General features: G+C 63.6%; 22 protein-coding genes. 12 read left to right on the plus strand and 10 right to left on the minus strand.

Annotation, left to right across the window (positions count from 1 at the left end; genetic code table 11):
• The first annotated feature begins 189 nt into the window (after positions 1 to 189).
• The 6 genes from MchiMG62_RS00515 to MchiMG62_RS00540 are packed head-to-tail and all read left to right on the plus strand — an operon-like array spanning position 190 to position 3,874.
• Positions 190 to 753 carry a hypothetical protein gene (locus MchiMG62_RS00515; protein ID WP_221057430.1) on the plus strand — a complete coding sequence of 188 codons (564 nt, stop codon included), beginning with the start codon at positions 190 to 192 and terminating at the stop codon, positions 751 to 753.
• Positions 754 to 773: 20 nt separating this feature from the next.
• On the plus strand, positions 774 to 1,793 hold the full coding sequence (locus tag MchiMG62_RS00520) for a hypothetical protein (RefSeq protein ID WP_221057431.1): 1,020 nt from the start codon (positions 774 to 776) through the stop codon (positions 1,791 to 1,793).
• Positions 1,787 to 2,296: a DUF7288 family protein gene (locus tag MchiMG62_RS00525; protein WP_054848283.1), complete on the plus strand. Its 510-nt coding sequence runs from the start codon at positions 1,787 to 1,789 to the stop codon at positions 2,294 to 2,296. Before MchiMG62_RS00520 ends, MchiMG62_RS00525 begins: the two co-directional genes overlap by 7 nt.
• Positions 2,293 to 2,658 carry a hypothetical protein gene (locus MchiMG62_RS00530; protein ID WP_244987736.1) on the plus strand — a complete coding sequence of 122 codons (366 nt, stop codon included), beginning with the start codon at positions 2,293 to 2,295 and terminating at the stop codon, positions 2,656 to 2,658. Before MchiMG62_RS00525 ends, MchiMG62_RS00530 begins: the two co-directional genes overlap by 4 nt.
• Entirely contained in the window at positions 2,639 to 3,100 is a 462-nt protein-coding gene (locus tag MchiMG62_RS00535; protein ID WP_244987737.1) for a hypothetical protein, read from the plus strand. Before MchiMG62_RS00530 ends, MchiMG62_RS00535 begins: the two co-directional genes overlap by 20 nt.
• Positions 3,101 to 3,118: 18 nt before the next feature.
• Entirely contained in the window at positions 3,119 to 3,874 is a 756-nt protein-coding gene (locus MchiMG62_RS00540; RefSeq protein ID WP_244987850.1) for a DUF7289 family protein, read from the plus strand.
• A gap of 78 nt (positions 3,875 to 3,952) precedes the next feature.
• On the opposite strand, the gene eif1A is transcribed toward MchiMG62_RS00540, so the two are convergent.
• On the minus strand, positions 3,953 to 4,213 hold the full coding sequence (eif1A, locus tag MchiMG62_RS00545; RefSeq protein WP_425331895.1) for a translation initiation factor eIF-1A: 261 nt from the start codon (positions 4,211 to 4,213) through the stop codon (positions 3,953 to 3,955).
• Between the two features lie 264 nt (positions 4,214 to 4,477).
• Between eif1A and MchiMG62_RS00550 the strand changes: the two genes are divergently transcribed.
• The gene (locus MchiMG62_RS00550) at positions 4,478 to 5,143 is read left to right on the plus strand and encodes a DUF2238 domain-containing protein (protein WP_221057434.1); all 666 of its coding nucleotides are present in this window, start codon (positions 4,478 to 4,480) and stop codon (positions 5,141 to 5,143) included.
• 58 nt (positions 5,144 to 5,201) lie between these two features.
• The gene (locus MchiMG62_RS00555) at positions 5,202 to 6,116 is read left to right on the plus strand and encodes a metallophosphoesterase (RefSeq protein WP_244987738.1); all 915 of its coding nucleotides are present in this window, start codon (positions 5,202 to 5,204) and stop codon (positions 6,114 to 6,116) included.
• Position 6,117: 1 nt separating this feature from the next.
• On the opposite strand, the gene MchiMG62_RS00560 is transcribed toward MchiMG62_RS00555, so the two are convergent.
• Positions 6,118 to 6,948, minus strand: a complete 831-nt coding sequence (locus tag MchiMG62_RS00560) for a restriction endonuclease (protein ID WP_221057435.1) — start codon at positions 6,946 to 6,948, stop codon at positions 6,118 to 6,120.
• 108 nt (positions 6,949 to 7,056) lie between these two features.
• On the opposite strand from MchiMG62_RS00560, the gene MchiMG62_RS00565 reads away from it, so the two are divergent.
• Entirely contained in the window at positions 7,057 to 8,001 is a 945-nt protein-coding gene (locus MchiMG62_RS00565; RefSeq protein ID WP_221057436.1) for a ketopantoate reductase family protein, read from the plus strand.
• Between the two features lie 3 nt (positions 8,002 to 8,004).
• On the opposite strand, the gene MchiMG62_RS00570 is transcribed toward MchiMG62_RS00565, so the two are convergent.
• Positions 8,005 to 8,184 carry a hypothetical protein gene (locus tag MchiMG62_RS00570; protein WP_054848421.1) on the minus strand — a complete coding sequence of 60 codons (180 nt, stop codon included), beginning with the start codon at positions 8,182 to 8,184 and terminating at the stop codon, positions 8,005 to 8,007.
• Between the two features lie 90 nt (positions 8,185 to 8,274).
• Between MchiMG62_RS00570 and MchiMG62_RS00575 the strand changes: the two genes are divergently transcribed.
• Positions 8,275 to 8,760, plus strand: a complete 486-nt coding sequence (locus MchiMG62_RS00575; protein ID WP_221057437.1) for a flavodoxin family protein — start codon at positions 8,275 to 8,277, stop codon at positions 8,758 to 8,760.
• A 7-nt stretch (positions 8,761 to 8,767) separates the two neighbouring features.
• Here MchiMG62_RS00575 and MchiMG62_RS00580 read toward each other — a convergent pair whose 3' ends face one another.
• The 3 genes from MchiMG62_RS00580 to MchiMG62_RS00590 all read right to left on the minus strand — a co-directional run bounded on the left by MchiMG62_RS00580 (position 8,768) and on the right by MchiMG62_RS00590 (position 11,040).
• A complete protein-coding gene (locus tag MchiMG62_RS00580; RefSeq protein WP_054848422.1) occupies positions 8,768 to 9,043 on the minus strand; it encodes a pro-sigmaK processing inhibitor BofA family protein in 276 nt (91 codons plus the stop codon).
• 34 nt (positions 9,044 to 9,077) lie between these two features.
• Positions 9,078 to 9,458 (minus strand): transglutaminase domain-containing protein, encoded by a 381-nt coding sequence (locus MchiMG62_RS00585; RefSeq protein ID WP_244987739.1) that lies wholly within the window; start codon positions 9,456 to 9,458, stop codon positions 9,078 to 9,080.
• A 349-nt stretch (positions 9,459 to 9,807) separates the two neighbouring features.
• Positions 9,808 to 11,040: a BaiN/RdsA family NAD(P)/FAD-dependent oxidoreductase gene (locus MchiMG62_RS00590; RefSeq protein WP_221057439.1), complete on the minus strand. Its 1,233-nt coding sequence runs from the start codon at positions 11,038 to 11,040 to the stop codon at positions 9,808 to 9,810.
• 93 nt (positions 11,041 to 11,133) lie between these two features.
• Here MchiMG62_RS00590 and MchiMG62_RS00595 point away from each other — a divergent pair, with 93 nt between their 5' ends.
• Together MchiMG62_RS00595 and MchiMG62_RS00600 are read left to right on the plus strand one after the other, a co-directional pair.
• Positions 11,134 to 12,153: a DUF2341 domain-containing protein gene (locus tag MchiMG62_RS00595; protein ID WP_221057440.1), complete on the plus strand. Its 1,020-nt coding sequence runs from the start codon at positions 11,134 to 11,136 to the stop codon at positions 12,151 to 12,153.
• 12 nt (positions 12,154 to 12,165) lie between these two features.
• On the plus strand, positions 12,166 to 12,684 hold the full coding sequence (locus tag MchiMG62_RS00600; protein ID WP_221057441.1) for an LEA/WHy family protein: 519 nt from the start codon (positions 12,166 to 12,168) through the stop codon (positions 12,682 to 12,684).
• Here MchiMG62_RS00600 and MchiMG62_RS00605 read toward each other — a convergent pair.
• The 4 genes from MchiMG62_RS00605 to MchiMG62_RS00620 all read right to left on the minus strand — a co-directional run bounded on the left by MchiMG62_RS00605 (position 12,654) and on the right by MchiMG62_RS00620 (position 15,077).
• Positions 12,654 to 13,577 carry a prenyltransferase gene (locus MchiMG62_RS00605; RefSeq protein WP_221057442.1) on the minus strand — a complete coding sequence of 308 codons (924 nt, stop codon included), beginning with the start codon at positions 13,575 to 13,577 and terminating at the stop codon, positions 12,654 to 12,656. The two genes, MchiMG62_RS00600 and MchiMG62_RS00605, sit on opposite strands and share 31 nt — an antisense overlap.
• A 55-nt stretch (positions 13,578 to 13,632) precedes the next feature.
• Complete coding sequence (locus MchiMG62_RS00610; protein ID WP_221057443.1) at positions 13,633 to 14,286, minus strand: hypothetical protein; 654 nt, start codon at positions 14,284 to 14,286, stop codon at positions 13,633 to 13,635.
• A 69-nt stretch (positions 14,287 to 14,355) separates the two neighbouring features.
• The gene (locus MchiMG62_RS00615) at positions 14,356 to 14,628 is read right to left on the minus strand and encodes a DUF1294 domain-containing protein (RefSeq protein ID WP_054847713.1); all 273 of its coding nucleotides are present in this window, start codon (positions 14,626 to 14,628) and stop codon (positions 14,356 to 14,358) included.
• A complete protein-coding gene (locus MchiMG62_RS00620; RefSeq protein WP_244987740.1) occupies positions 14,625 to 15,077 on the minus strand; it encodes a metal-dependent transcriptional regulator in 453 nt (150 codons plus the stop codon). Before MchiMG62_RS00620 ends, MchiMG62_RS00615 begins: the two co-directional genes overlap by 4 nt.
• Positions 15,078 to 15,126: the final 49 nt, after the last annotated feature.

Raw genomic sequence — 15,126 nt, forward strand, 5'->3', positions numbered from 1 at the left:
CGGAGCCCGTGGCCCGGATCGCCGCTGATATACGGGTTGAACCACCCCGTCGGACGGATCGATGTGAAGGATGAAATAATTTTGCATTAGCCCGTCTGTACGTTTCCAATATCCCATTTCAGGGGCAAATCATTGAAAGTATAAGAGTGGTGGTTATTTATATGCCCTCGGGTATAATGACTGCTTTACATGAGAGTTCCCGGGGGAGTTCTAGCCCTGCTTGCCGCAGCCTGTATCCTCTGCACCGCGTGTGGCTGTCTCGACACATCCTCGCCGCCGCAGTCGAGCGGCGGCATCACACCCATCGATCTGCCGGAGCCGGAGGGCTACACCCTCACCGAGGCTCTCGCGGAACTCGATATCCTCAGCGTCGAAGGTGGCCTGAACATCACCGGCACCTCGATGCACCAGGTGCTCGGGAACCGCGTAACCCTCGACGGCCGGGCAGCCGCCTGGGCCATCGGCCTTAAGGACGGCAAAGAGGTGCGCTGGCTGACCTCCGGCATCACGGGCTGGAGAGAGACCTCGCTTCCTGCTCCCCTGCCCGATGACGAGGTGAATATGACCGGGATCCTCTCCCCGGAGGACCTCCTCGCGGCGCAGGGAGACGTGATCCGGCCGGCGATGGAGCGCCTCGACGCGAGCACGGTCGATATCGTGCTCGCGGAGGGGGTCTACACCATCAACATCCGTTCGGACGCGAGGATGGAGAGCCTCGCGTTCCGGGCGGATACCGGGGAGGTGATCGTATAAGGACGACCGACGACGGCGTGATGTCGCTTGACTTCCTCGCGGGGTTCACGATCTTCATGCTCGCGCTGATCATGGTGGTGAGCATGGTTCCGGGGCTGCTTGCGGGTCTCCAGAGCAGCGGCATCGACTACGACGCGGTTGCCTACCGCACCGGGGTGATCCTCGCCGAGGATCCGGGGTGGCCGGTCTACCCGCCGTGGGAGATGAAGACCGAGGCGTATAAGGACGAGATCGAGCGGATGGGGCTCGCGGCTTCGAAGGATACGCCGAACATCCTCCTCTCGACGAAGGTCGATGCCTTCTTCAACTACACCTTCTTCACCGAGGACGACTACCGCAGCAAGGCGATCTTCGGCGATGTCCCCTACTCGTACAACTTCTCGCTCCAGAGCGATACCGGGATCAAACAGGTCGGCGACACTCCCCCTTCCGGCTACGGCTACATCCGCCGGGCGGTGAAGATCAAGGAGCCGGGGGTGGCGAATATCGGTTACAACAGCAGTTTCAACGAGACCACGCTCGACGCTTCGAAACCACGGGTCTTCACCGTCCGGCTCAACTTCAGCCAGCTGCTGGACCCATCCGTCGGTCCGGCCTACCGGATCGACCCGAGAACCGAGCCGGTGAACATCACCATCACCGAATTCGGCGCGTACCTGAACAGGACGGATAACCCGGGCGAGAACGCAACGCTCAAGGACGTGACGTTCTGGAAGATGGATCCGACGATGCCGATGCCGCGGTTCACCAAGATTCCATTCTCCTATAACACAATGGATCCTGACCTCTACACCCTCTTCCTCGACGGGACTCCAAACGATCTCGTGCCGGGGACCAACGTCTCCGACAACATCTCCCTGGTGCTGAAACCGGCAGCCACCTCAATCTTCACCCTGGACCAGAACAGCATCCTGGATATCCGGTTCACCTTCGACGACGATCCACAGAGAACCTTCATGAACGGCACGTACCTGTATGACTACGATAACGTCACCTGCCCCCCCCTGAAGCCCGCTGTCCTGGAGGTGGCGATATGGTGAACGATGGAGGTCAGCTCTACACGATGGAAGGTGTCGCGGCCGGGCTCATCATGCTCCTCACCGCGTACATCGTCATCAGCACGACGAGCATCTACACTCCCGGCGATACGCACATCCCGGACATGCAACTCGAACAACTCGGGAGCGACGTGCTGGCGATGATGGATACGCCGGATGCAACTGGAGCCACAAGAAGCGATCTCGCAACATACGTCTATACTACCAACCAGTCCGATTTTAGAGCGGCATTCTGCGACTACTGCAATATGCGGGCAGGTTCAGACGATGATCTCAAGATGAACGCTTATGTGTATTATCGGGATCAGGACAGCGATACCGTCAGATCGTACGCTCTCGATGAGGAGGACATGACGACGGGGCGCGAAAACGCTGTCCGGGTTACCCGATGGGTTCAGGTTCCAGGAAAGCCATTGGGTTCGCCAGGAGGCGTTGATCCCCGACCGCAGGCCGTCCTCGTGGAGGTGCTGTTATGGCGTGCATGAACGAAGACGGCCAGTGGATCGTCCTGATGGGGCTTCTCGTCGCCGTGGGGCTCTTCTTCCTCGCGCTGATCATCAACCAGTCGGTGCTCGTCGGGCAGACGACCGCGGAAGGGGTGCTCGAGTTCCCGAAGAACGACATCCGGGACCTGCGGGAGGCGGTGTTCGACTATGTGGATAAGTTTGGCGATGCTGGAGATGCCGGAGTAAAAGAGGATATCGTCGCGATATCGCTCGAACGAAAGAACGCCGTGGTCGACTTCTCGGTTGAGCCGCAGGTGGAGGTCTCCGGTCACTACCTGCACCCGGTAACCATCCACTACTACAACGGGGTGACGGAGTACAATGAGAACGTGTATTACTGAGCCGCCGAACGAAGAGGGCGTCACGAGGCTGATGGAGTACGTCATCGTCAGCGGCGTGCTCCTCCTCCTGATGGTCATCATGATCTTCACCGTCAATGCCGTCTTCATGGAGGGGCCGGCGAACAATCTCCGCTACCACGCCTTCGTGGATATCGGGAACGGGGTCAGCACCCGGATCGTCGACCTCTACGTGATTGCACCCGGCAACGGGACTATAGCGACGAAGTTCGACATCCCCGACGAAGTGGCCGGGGCGGGCTATTTCGTGAGTGCAGATGTGACGGACACGGGCACGACGGGCGCAAGCCAGGTGATCCAGGTGCAGGGCGGCGGCATCCAGAGCAAGATCGCTATCGCCGGCATCGGAGCGACGAGAGGTGTGACCGGCAACACCACCGGCGCGGGATGGAACATGATCCACTATGACTCAAGCGGGGTTTAGGAGAAGATAACCGTGAAGATGAATGAGAAGGCGGTATCGGAGGCGGTCGGGTTCGTCCTGATCCTCGGGATCGTCATCAGCGGCATCGGGCTCGTCACGCTCTACGGCTACCCGGTGCTCGTCAAGGAGCAGAGCAACACCGACGTGAAGAACATGGAGCGGGCGATGATCGTCATCCAGAACGACATGAAGAGCCTCTGCTTCAAGAACGTGCCCTACAAGGAGACGTCGCTCCAGGTAAGCGGCGGGACGTTCGAGGTGATCAACGCCACCCAGTACGGCGGCTTCATCAACGTCACGAACGGCACTCCTGCGTTCCAGAAGAACTACACCATAGGCGCACTGACCTACCGGTCCGACCGGGGCACCGGGGTGACCACCCTGGAGAACGGTGCGGTGATGATACGCCAGGAGGGGGCGACGGGGTCGGCGATGCTTGCCGAGCCGCGGTGGTTCTATGACGACTCCACGGATACGTTCGTCATTTACATCATGAACATCACCACCGAGGCGCCGATGGCGAAGTCCGGGATGACGACGGTGAGGATGAGCCTGGAGGGTTCGGATACGCAATCGATACCGGTTGCACCCGGAGATAATGTGACGGTGGAGTATACGAGCGGTTCGTCGGGTGACTACTCAGTCGCGTGGGAGAACTACCTGACCGGCAGTTCGGTCGGGATGCAGAAGACCGCGCCCAGCAACTACTACGAACGGAGCGGTGTCGCTAACCTCGTCATCAAAGAGTACAGGATCAGGATCCACGACATCTAAACTTTTTTGAGCCCGATACCGCCGATCTTCGGCCGCTGCCCGGCTGCTCGCCGGGCAGGGAGGCAGGATGTAAAAATATCAGAGGTACCGGTTCTTCCTGAGCCATTCCACCTGGGGTCTCGTGTAGCGGTAGATGATATCGCACTTCTCGTCCTGGAAACTCCAGGGGACGACCACCAGAACGTCTCCTTCCCGGATCCAGACCTTCTTCTTGATCTTGCCCTTGATCCGCCCGGTGCGCGTCACCCCGTCGAAGCAGCGGATCTTGATATGATTTGCGCCCAGCATCAGTTCGGCGCTCCCGAACATCTCCCGGTTCCTCTTGTTCGGCAGGCGCACGCGGATGACCTCATCTCCCGACTCTCCTCCATCGGATCCGGGTTTGCGCTTCGTAGGATCTGTCAGTTCATCAACCCCATCTTCCTGAGTGTCCGGTCTTTGTGTGTCCAATTTATACAACTGCTAGGTAATCAAATATTCTCCCGCACGCGCAACGGGCGGCGGCCCCGCTCCGGCTGGCTGCGGCGGCGCCCGGGCGGAACCCCAGGAGATTGCCGCCGGGACGGTTATGTATATCTGCCCGGAGTTCCATCCAGCGTCCGCATGGCATGCCCGAACCCCCCGCGCGGGATCTACCTCGCCTATACCATCCAGGGACTCATCCTCCTCGCCGCAGCCTCGAGCATCCTGGCGGGAGAGTACTTCCTCGGGCTCTCGGCAACCGTCGCGTTTCTCCTGACGCTGGCACCCTACCTCGCGACGCGAAACCTGGGCCTCTGCCTTCCCTGGGAGATCAACCTCCTCGTCGCCGTCTCCTTGTATATCCATGTCATGGGGCACGTCGGGGAATACTACGTCACCTTCGCGCCCTACTACGACAAATTGGCTCACCTCGTCGCCTCGGTCACCGTCGGGCTTATTGTCTTCTTTCTCGCGCTCCTCGCCGAACGCCGGGAGGAGATCCGGTTGACGGGTCCGGCGATCGCCATCTTCATCCTGACATCGACGCTCGCGGCAGGGACCGTCTGGGAGATCTACGAGTTTGCGGTCGACCAGGTCTTCGGCACGAACCTCCAGTTCGACAACACCGATACCATGTGGGATCTCGTCGTTGATCTGGTCGGGGGAGCGATCGTCGCCGTCTTCGCCGCTATCGTCCTCGCAAGGGGCGAAGAAGATCGATTTGACCGGTTCTTCGCCGAACCGCCCTCCGGTGCGGAGCCCACCGAGGTCATGGGCGATCCGATCGATCCGGCCCGCACCCGCTGACCCGTCCGGATCCAATCCTGCGGATCGTATTTATATTTGTAAAATCGAATAAAATGCAGTGAATTTGAAGACACCCAGCGCACGGCATATGGCGATATTCATGCTCATTCTGCTCCCTTCCATGACAGGCTACATGGCCTGGGAAGCACGGGCCGTCGAGGTGACCGTTCTTGAGATCGACGGCGCACCCGAAGGCATTGTCTATATCACCGATCCTCACGTCAGGGTGTCCAACATCGACCACGTCCGGGAGGTGATCGATGAGGTCAACCGCCTGAACCCCTCGCTCGTCCTGATCGGCGGCGACTTCGCCACCGGCGAGGAGGAAGACTTCACAGCCCAGGAGGTATGGAGGTCGCTCGACGCCCCGGCCTACGCCGTGCTCGGGAACCACGACTACCGGGTGGGGATCGACGGCCCGACAGGCATCGAGAGGCTGCTCGCCACCTCGACGTCGGCCGTGGTCGCCGCCGACGCCTACGACGTCTCGGCCCTGAACGACGGTTCCGCCGACACCGCGTTTGCCGACGAACTTGCCGCGACGCTTGAAGAGAACGGGGTGCACGTCCTCAGAAACGACTATGTCCGCGTCGCCGTCGGGGGCGAGGAGATCGTCATCGTCGGGATCGACGACGGGTGGGCAGGGATGGCGGACCCGCCCGGGGTGCCGGCGACGGACGCGTTCACCCTCTACCTCGTCCACGAACCCTCGTGCCGGGCGGACTGGGACGCCGACCTCATCCTCTCCGGCCACACCCACGGCGGCCAGTTCCTCTTCCCGGTTGTCAAACAGCTCAACGATCTCGGTGTTGTCGAACTCGCCGGTCTTTTCGGCGGCGACGGGAGGACGCCCACCTACGTCTCCCGCGGGGTCTGCACCTCGACTCTTGCGGGAGTGGAACTCCGGTTCAACTGCCAGCCCGAGATCGTCCTCATAAACCCGACCGAGGAGCAACTCCGGGCGATAGCCTGATTCACGCCTCAAGGATGGCACGAGCCCGCCCGGCGATCAGCAGCACCTCCTTGAGAGGGATATCCGCGTCGTGGGCGATGGTCGTAGCGTCGCCGTAGGCGATCTGCTTTGCCGTGACGACCCCGGCGGCGGCCAGCCTGGTGGAGACCGACCGGCTCACCCCGGCGACGATCGTGATCGGGTAGGACTGCGTCTCCTCGATCATCGTCCGGAGGTTCCGCTCCTCCGGGTAGTCCCACCCGATATGCCCGATCCCCCGGCAGGTGGCGTAACGCTTCGCGTGCTCCGAGAGTTTGGTGTTGCAGACGATCAGGGCGCCGTCGATCGCAACGACGCACCGTCCCGACCGGAACCCCTCCTGGAGGTCCTCGATGATAGCCCGGGCGATCCGGCCTTCGTCGAGGCCGGTCACCCGGTGGTGGCTCACGTGGTGCTTCACCTCGACGAAGACGGTCGTGCCGTCCTTCTCTGCGACGGCGTCCACCTCGTGCTCTCCGCACCGGCCGGCGAGCACACATCCGGTCTCCACCTGGTAGCCGTGCTCACGGAGGAGAACCCGCACGAACTCCTCGAAGTCCGGTTTCGAGCGCAGAAGGCCGAGCGCTCTCCGGAGGTTCGTCCGGTGGCTGACGGCGGGGTGGACGGCCTTTGCCCGGGCGCGGATCATCCGGAGAACCGCGGCGGTCCTCACCCCGTCCGGCACCGACTCCGCTATCTCGCCGGCGATCCGTTCGGCGTCCTCCGCGCCGACGCCCATCTTCCGGAGCGTCCGCTGCACCTTCTCTGGGTCGAACGGCTGCCGGCCGCCGTCGGCCTTCGTGACGTGCTTCATCCGGTACGGTAGCTCGGCGCCCGGGATGAAAAGCGTTCGCTATCCGGTTCCCCGGGCTGCAACGTACACCGTTATCGTCTTTTAGATCCAACAGCAGCTACGAGAACGATGGAGTCACTGCAACGCCCGGTTATCCTGATCCTCGGCGCGGGGGCGGTCGGCCTCTCGCTCGCCGGAAGACTTGCCGCGGTCGCAACGGTCTACGCGGCCTGCCGGCCGGTGCACGCCGACGCGATCCGGGAGCGGGGCCTCACGATGGAGGGGGTCTGGGGAGACGGTACCGTCAGGGGAGTTATACCGGTCACGGGGCCGGCCGATCTCCCGCCGGCAGTCGACTTCGTCATCGTCACCGCGAAGGGCACCGGCACCCGGACGATCTCCCGGGAGTACGCCGGGGTGATCCGGGGCAGGCCGACGGCAAGCCTCCAGAACGGGATCGGGAACGAGGAGATCATCGCGGAGTACACCGATACCGTCATCGGCGGAACCGTGACGACGAACTTCTCGATCCTCGGACCCGGCCACGTCCGGGTCTTGAGCGAGAGCGCCCCGATGCGGCTCGGGATCTGGTCCGGCGGCGACGGCGGGGCTCTTGAGGGGCTGATCGGGATCGTTCGGGCCGCCGGGATCGCGGTCGAACCCGAACCCGACATCCGCGCCGGCAAGTGGGCGAAAGCCCTCCTCAACATCGCGGTGAACCCGATCTGCGCCCTCCTCCGCGCCCCGGTCGGGGTGGCCGCCGACGAAGAGATCCGCGGGATCGTCGACGGCCTCGTCCGCGAGACCTTCGCCGTCGCCGGTGCCGAAGGGGTGCGGCTCCCCTGGATGACCGCCGACGACTATCTCGCGTACCTCTTCCGTGTGCAGGTGCCCGACTTCGCCGCCGTCTACCCCTCGATGTACCACGACCTCCGGCAGGGCCGGCGGACGGAGATCGATCTCCTCAACGGTTACGTGGCACGCCTCGGGGAACGCCACGGCATCCCGACGCCCCACAACCGGTGCATCGCCGGCCTCGTCCGCTACGCCGAGGCGCACCCGGACGGCCGGTGACCCTCACTTTCCGCCGAGGTTCGTGGCGAGCCTCCGGGCCGCCTCTTTTGCTTTCGCTTCCGTCACCCAGAGCCCGGTCTTCCCGACAGGGTTCCCTTCCCGGTCGTAGAGTTCTACGTAGTAGCCGCCGTCCCGGCGAGAAAACCGGACTTCGCCGACGATGCCGAGGCCGTATTCCTGCATGCCCAGATCTTACTGCCGGAGGGTTATGATGGTTCCGCGTCCTGCTGCTCTATATGCGATGAGCGCACTATCCCCCCAAGAGGGATGGTGATGATCCTCATCGTGTACTACTCCGGCGAGGGGCATACGGAGAAGGTGGCGACGGCGCTTGCAGAAAAGGTCGGGGGCCGGCTTGCGAGGATAGAGCCGGTTACGGAAGCGGGGATGTTTCGGAAAGGCATGATGGCGATGTTCGGGATGCGGGCGGAGGTCCGCCCGGTGAAGACGGATCTTGCCGACGTCGATTTCCTGGTCGTCGCAACCCCGGTCTGGTCGCGGAAGGTTCCGCCCTACGTCAACGAGTATCTCTCGAAGGTCACGGGCGCCGCGGGAAAACCCTTCTCGGTGCTCGTGGAGATGGGCGGTTCCGGGGCGGAGAGCGCCGTCGAGATCGTGAGAAGAAGCCTTGAGGCGAAGGGGATGCGGTTCGTCTCCTCGGCCGTGACAATTGAGAGCGAGGTCGATGCCGGGCGGTTCGGCCCGACGATCGAGGAGTTCGCCCGGACGATCGCACCGATTGCCCTCCCGGCCGTATAGGTGCTTCTTACAGCGTCAGCGGTATCCCGAGGAGGTGCAGCACCACCGTGATGAGGACGCCGAATACCCCGCCGATTGCGCAGATCAGGACGGTGATGATGTTGATCGGGATATCCGGCCGGCCGACGAGGTTCATCAGGCCTAGGAGGTTGATGAGCCAGAGCAGGATCACGCCCACGACGGCGTTGATGATGAGGGTGGTGACGCTTTTCACGACCTTGTAGAGGACGAACGCAAGGATGATCACCAGGATCAGAGCCAGGAGTCCCGTGAGTAAGCTCATACCGTGCATATGACGCGCCCGGTATTGAACGTTCCTAGAGGTAACCAAGCGACTCGAAGACGGGCTGGAAACAGACGCCCTCGCCGATCTTTACGCACCGCACCGCAGGATCCCCTTCGTAAGCGCCCATCGTCCGGCCGTCCCCGAGTTCGACCCAGTCGTGGACGGCGATGCCCTTCCCGAGGATCTCGACGTGGAGGGCGTTTGTCCGGAACGCCTCCGCATCCCAGATCATGATGCCGTGAACCGGACGGGCGGAGACGCCGTTTCGCCGGAGGACTTCCACCCGGAGGAGCGCGAGATCGGTGCAGTCGCCCACCCCGTGGGCAAGGGTCGCGTTGAGACCCGCCGGGAAGAGGCGAGGGGCACCGTCGACGCAGGCGAACGTCGTTCGGCTCACCTGGTCGATGAGCACGTCCCCGGTATCTCCCGGAGGGGGTTCGGAGAGGAGGGCGATCCCATTCGCCCCCGCTCCTCCGACTGTGCCAAACCCGCTATCCCCTCCTCCGCCGTCATAGATCAGGTGTCCCTGAGGGATGAGGAGGGAGAGAAGGAAAATCGCGTTAAGAATACCCCAAACCACGTTATTTTCCCAATATATTTTAATAGAGTCTCCGATATATCAGAACTTCTATTTTTCTTGCGGGCATATATATGGTGGATATACGATTTGCCGGGTTACGGCCAGGAGAAGGGGTCCGGGCGCGCACCACGCGAGAGATGGATCTCAGGGTGCAGGATCGGGAGAACCAGGGTCGTTGCGGTCACCGGGAGGCGTTACCGCCGGCAATGTGCCGTGCGGCGAGGGCTGCAGTGGAGAACGCGGCCTGGAGGTTGTAGCCGCCGGTGTCGCCGTCGATATCGAGCACCTCGCCGATGCAGTAGAGGTCCGGGACGATCTTTGATGCCATCGTTTTTGGGTTGATTCCCTCGAGAGCGACCCCGCCCCGCGTCGCCATCGCTTCGTTGAACCCGCCGAGCCTCGCCACCCGGAACGGGAACTCCGCGAGCGATGCAGCGAGCGCGTTCCGGGCCTTCTTTCCGAGGTGGGCGCAGGTCTCATCCGCCGGAACCCCGGCGAGGTCGAGGAGCCGCCGGACGAACCGTTCCGGGAGGGCAAGACCGGAGAGGACGGTCTTCACCTGCCGGGCCCCGCCCGCCGCGACCGCATCGGTGAGGCGCTTTCGCACCTCCTCCGCGCCCGCCCCGGTGAGGAACGTGACCCGGAGCACGTCGCCGGGGAGGACGGCGCGGGAGAGATCGAGGATGCCCGGGCCCGAGAGCCCGGCGTGCGTGAAGAGGAGGTCGCCGGTACGCTGGCGGGCGCGCTTTCCGTCGCGGTAGACGGAGAGGGTGAGGTTCTGAAAGGAGATCCCGGCGAGGTCGGCGAACGGGTAGTCCTCGACGTAGACCGGGGCAAGCGCCGGGGCAACCTCGGTTACCGGCTGCCCGAGGGCCCGGGCGAAGGCGTAGCCGTCACCGGTCGAGCCGGTGGCGGGGTAGGAGGCTCCGCCGGTGGCGATGACGAGGGTGGCGGCCCGGACGGTACCCGTCTTCGTCGTGACCAGGAATCCGCCGTTACCACGCTCGACCGCAAGGACGGGGTCGCTAGACCGGATCTCCACCCCACGGGCGGCGCACTCCGCGAGGAGGACGGCGAGGACGTCGGCGGACTTCCGGGTCTCCGGGAAGACCTTCCCCCCGGGCTCGGTCTCCATGCGAAGGCCCCGGTCAGCGAAGAACGCGACGAGGTCCCGGTTCGTGAAGTTCATGAGCGCGGGCCGGAGGAACGCCCCGTGGTTGCCGTAACGGGAGAGGAAGTCGGCGATCCCGCCGTCGTGGGTGATGTTGCACTGCCCCGACCCGGCAATGAGGAGCTTTTTGCCCGGCGCGGGCTTCTTCTCGAAGACGACGACGTCCCTCCCGCTGCCTGCCACCTGCAGGGCGCAGAAGAGCCCGGCGGGCCCTCCCCCGATGATCGCGACGGTCTCGTTCACGGTACTGATCGGTCGCCTCCACGAAGCATCAGTATTGGGGTGCGGCGGCCGCTAGATGGATATAGGAGGGGGTTCCCACGGGGGCGGATCACCATGCATGCTGCCTGGATCGTTCTCGGAGGGATTGTCGCACTGCTCATCACCGGGGCGGCTGCGGAGAGCCCGCACGCCGACGTGACCCCACACTACTGGTTGGGCGGCGATACCGCCGGGGTCTTCACCCACCGCCAGACGGTCTCGGTCGAGAACCCCTCCACCATCGACGGGCTTGCGGTCTCGTTCAACGCCACATACCTCCCCGGGATGCGGCCGGACTTCGCCGACATCCGCTTTATCGCCGCGAACGGAACAGCCCTCCCCTACTGGATCGAGAACGTGACCGCCGGCTCCCACGCCCGCGTCCGGCTCGCCCTCCCGGCGAACGCGACGGCGGTCACGATGCTCTACGGCAATCCGGAGGCCCGGGACGCCGGCGACCCCGACGCGGTCTTCCTCTTCTTCGAGGACTACGAGCGCGGCGACCTCTCGCGGTGGTCGTCCTGCGGTTCGAGCGCCCTCGTTCAGTCCGACGACGTCCGCAGCGGCGCATATGCCGGGGATATCAACGTCACCAGACCGGATCTCCCGGAGTTCAACGACAGAAGGGTCTGTACCGCGAATATCTCCGCGGGCCCGATCGTCATCGAGGGGGACTTCCGGGTCAGCGAGTTCGGGAGATGGTGCGGCTCGGGCTACATCCAGGCCTGGAACGGGACCAACCGGCTCTACGCCCTCCACCTCAGGAACGGGTCGGTGCAGCACTACGACGGTGACCACCGGAACTTCTCCGCCGACAAGCGGGTGGAGAACAATATCTGGTACCGCATCAGGGTCGTCCTGGATACGCCGAACGCCACCGAGCACGCATGGATGGACGGCGAGTACCTGGGGAGCGCGCCCCTGCGGTTTGCCGACGGGTCGCCGGTGCCGGAGGATGCGATCTTTGACGAGTTCGCCCTGATCGGGTCTTCCGCGTGGTACTCCGGCAACCCGCACCACTTCTATGTCGACAACGTCGTCGTCAGGAAGTACGTTCCCGTCGAGCCGGTGCTCTCCTACGGGGACGGTTCATAGAGGGGGAACGGGATGTCGCGGCAGACCTCTATCCCGGTAGGGGGGATACGGCGCACCGCCGTCACCCTCCTCATCGCCGTCCTGCTCTGCAGCGCCGGCTGTATGGCTCCCGCGCTCCAGGAGCCGACCATCACCCTCAGCGGGGTCGGGATAGAGAACATCACCCCGGGGAGCACCGATCTCTTGCTCCACTTCATCATCGACAACCCCAACCCCATCGGTGCCACCCTAACCCGGGTCTCGTTCGATGTCTACTTTATCGACGGCGGACAATGGGTCTTCCTCGCACACGGGGAGCGGGGAGGGTTTGCGATCCAGCCCAACGCCGAGACGGCAGTCTCCATCCCGGTGACCGTCGATAACCTGCGGCTGGTGCAGGGGCTCCTCCGCGGTCTCGCGGATGGGGAGGTCACGCTCCGGGTGACGGGGTCGGGGGTCCTCGACTTCGGCATTACAACCTTCGAGGTCCCCTTCGACCGGACGGTGGAGGTTCGGCCGGGTCAGGCCCGAGGGGCCGCGAGGATGAAGTAGAGGACAACAAGCCCCTGGAAGAGAAAGTAGCCCACGATATTCGCGGTGGCATACCGGAGGGCGGGTGCTCGTTCCGCGCACCGGTTCGAGAACCCCCAGAGAGCAATCCCGAGCGGGATAAGAGAGAAGAACACCACCGGCCGGAAATCCACGGGCGCGAAGAAGCCGGCGAGGGCGAGGAAGGTGAGCGCCGCGGTCGCGAGGGACGCCGCGAGGGCGATGAGCGAAAAACCGAAGATCCGGCCTCTTCGGACGATAAGCGTCCGCTTCCCCCCGGCGATGTCGCCTTCCCGGTCCGGGATCTCGACGCTCGTGATGAAGATGAGCCCGTAGAGGGAGAGCGGGACGGCGAACGCGAAGAAGGAGGCATCCAGCGTTCCCATCGCGACGAAGTAGCCCGCCCCCGGCATCAGGAGGCCGAAGGTGATCATGTTCGTGACCTCGCCGAGGTTACGGTAGGCAAGCGCAATCGGCGGCGCCGTGTAGAACCAGCCGAGCAGGTTCCCCGCTACACCGAAGACGAGGAAGACGACCGGGTAGTCATAGACGGTCACGAAGAGATACCCGATCAGGATCGAGACCGCCATCAGGGCGACCGCTGCCCGGAACGCCGCGGGCTTCAGGCCGGGATTGGCGGCGAGGACGCCGCTCCCCCCGGATATCGGCGTCGTCTCGACGAACCGGTCGGCGTCGGCATCGAAGTAGTCGTTGCTGTAGTGGACGGAGAGGTGCGCCGCGGCCATCGCCGCGTAGCCGACCAGAAACTGGGCCGGGGTGAACCGCGCCCCGAGGAGAGACGCGAGGAGCGCCCCGGCGGCGAACGGGACAAAGCCCGAGAGGAGGAGGGGGAACCGGCCAAGCCGGATGAAATCTCGGAAGGCGCGGATATCCATGGAAGAGTCTCCCGCCCCGGGATGGGGAAGCCGGGTATATAGCCTTTGTCCGATCCTATCCGACCCGATCGTGGGCGAGGAGCGGCACCACCGCCCGCAACGCATCGGTACCCCCTTCGACATAGATGAGGCCGAGAACCGCCCGGGCAAGGGTCTCCTTCTCCTGCTCGAGGTTCTCGCCGTCCGGAGGGCAACGGAGCCCGGAACCGATCCGGCTCTCGTGAAGATCCCATCGGTCGGAGAGAGCCGCGAGGCCTGCCACGCCTTCGCCGGAGAGAACCTTCAGCCGCAGGGTGACGTCGCCGATGAGTGCAAGGGCGTGGGCGTCGTCGGCGAAGTTTCCGAGCATTGAGAGGTCGTTTGCACGGATCGGGAGCGCGTCTTCGGGGAATCCGGCGAGTATCTCCGAAAAAAGCCGTTTTGTGGAGGGGGCCATCAGAACCCGGGCAAGCCCGTCCGGGCTCCGGAAGGCGTGCCCGGTCTCCCGCTCGATGCGGGGAAGGGTGCGCTCCGTCACACGAGCGGCCTGCTCCGCCAGGCGGCCGGTCGCCCTGCACCATCCCCGTATCCGCCGGAGCCGCCGCGATCGCCGGGCCGAACGCCGGTGCGTAGGCAGGTACTCCAGGCGGTACTCGCGCATGAGCCCTTCCTGCAACGCCGCAAGAGTCTCCTTGAGCGGGCGGGAGAGCGGCCCGTACTCGTATGCCATACGATATGGTGAGACAATGGATTGATTATACCTTTGTCATCAGGTAAATCCTCATCCATTGACAGGGGGTCACACGAGACCCGTGATGAGCACGGCGGCGAGCACGAGATGCAGGCAGAGGAAGAAGGGCACGAGCCGGAAGAGCGGCTTCTGCGTCTTGTGCCGGAAGGCACGCATCGCGGCAAAGGCGCCGAACGGCCCGAAGAGCGCGATGACAAGGAGCGCCTTCTCCGGCGTCCTCCACGCCGAGCGTTTCGCCGACCGTTTGTCGCGGTAGTATGCAAAGAATGCAACGGCGTTTACAAGGAGGTAGACCGCGATTGCGGCGAGAGCAGGAGTCACGCGGACTGTTCCTCCTGTCTGGGCGTGTTCCGCCGTATACGTTCAGAGATCCCGGGATTCGATTGAAGTGCTTCCAGCAACAACCGGATCTGCTGGATCGTCGAGGGGTGGAGTTCGTGCTCCATATAACAGGCATCGGAGTTGGCAATCTTCTCCGGGACGTTGATGGCCATCAGGAACTCCTTCAAGGTATCGTGACGGAATTTGACGGCCTCGGCAACCTCGCGCCCCGAAGGCGAGAGCACCACTCCTTCGTAGCGCCGGTACTCGACAAGGCCCATACCGTCAAGTTTCTGGAACATCTCCACGACTGTCGACGGGCTGATCTCCAGCTCGCACGCCACGTCCTTGGTGCGGGCGTACCCTTTCTCCAGCGTGACGTTGAGGATGGCTTCAAGATAATCCTCGGCCCTCCTGCTGAGGTTTCCTGCACATCCACGACGTCTCATACGGCACCTATGGTTCATACGGCAAGAGTATATGATCTCTTTGGGGTGA

Source organism: Methanoculleus chikugoensis (assembly GCF_019669965.1).
Lineage (GTDB): Archaea > Halobacteriota > Methanomicrobia > Methanomicrobiales > Methanoculleaceae > Methanoculleus > Methanoculleus chikugoensis.

Bases quoted from the DNA above. Each gene is read 5' to 3' on its own strand.
- MchiMG62_RS00515 (WP_221057430.1), top strand. From the start codon at position 190: ATGAGAGTTCCCGGGGGAGTTCTAGCCCTGCTTGCCGCAGCCTGTATC.
- MchiMG62_RS00520 (WP_221057431.1), top strand. From the start codon at position 774: ATGTCGCTTGACTTCCTCGCGGGGTTCACGATCTTCATGCTCGCGCTG.
- MchiMG62_RS00525 (WP_054848283.1), top strand. From the start codon at position 1,787: ATGGTGAACGATGGAGGTCAGCTCTACACGATGGAAGGTGTCGCGGCC.
- MchiMG62_RS00530 (WP_244987736.1), top strand. From the start codon at position 2,293: ATGAACGAAGACGGCCAGTGGATCGTCCTGATGGGGCTTCTCGTCGCC.
- MchiMG62_RS00535 (WP_244987737.1), top strand. From the start codon at position 2,639: ATGAGAACGTGTATTACTGAGCCGCCGAACGAAGAGGGCGTCACGAGG.
- MchiMG62_RS00540 (WP_244987850.1), top strand. From the start codon at position 3,119: ATGAATGAGAAGGCGGTATCGGAGGCGGTCGGGTTCGTCCTGATCCTC.
- MchiMG62_RS00550 (WP_221057434.1), top strand. From the start codon at position 4,478: ATGGCATGCCCGAACCCCCCGCGCGGGATCTACCTCGCCTATACCATC.
- MchiMG62_RS00560 (WP_221057435.1), bottom strand. From the start codon at position 6,948: ATGAAGCACGTCACGAAGGCCGACGGCGGCCGGCAGCCGTTCGACCCA.
- MchiMG62_RS00565 (WP_221057436.1), top strand. From the start codon at position 7,057: ATGGAGTCACTGCAACGCCCGGTTATCCTGATCCTCGGCGCGGGGGCG.
- MchiMG62_RS00570 (WP_054848421.1), bottom strand. From the start codon at position 8,184: ATGCAGGAATACGGCCTCGGCATCGTCGGCGAAGTCCGGTTTTCTCGC.
- MchiMG62_RS00575 (WP_221057437.1), top strand. From the start codon at position 8,275: ATGATCCTCATCGTGTACTACTCCGGCGAGGGGCATACGGAGAAGGTG.
- MchiMG62_RS00580 (WP_054848422.1), bottom strand. From the start codon at position 9,043: ATGAGCTTACTCACGGGACTCCTGGCTCTGATCCTGGTGATCATCCTT.
- MchiMG62_RS00595 (WP_221057440.1), top strand. From the start codon at position 11,134: ATGCATGCTGCCTGGATCGTTCTCGGAGGGATTGTCGCACTGCTCATC.
- MchiMG62_RS00600 (WP_221057441.1), top strand. From the start codon at position 12,166: ATGTCGCGGCAGACCTCTATCCCGGTAGGGGGGATACGGCGCACCGCC.
- MchiMG62_RS00605 (WP_221057442.1), bottom strand. From the start codon at position 13,577: ATGGATATCCGCGCCTTCCGAGATTTCATCCGGCTTGGCCGGTTCCCC.
- MchiMG62_RS00610 (WP_221057443.1), bottom strand. From the start codon at position 14,286: ATGGCATACGAGTACGGGCCGCTCTCCCGCCCGCTCAAGGAGACTCTT.
- MchiMG62_RS00620 (WP_244987740.1), bottom strand. From the start codon at position 15,077: ATGAGACGTCGTGGATGTGCAGGAAACCTCAGCAGGAGGGCCGAGGAT.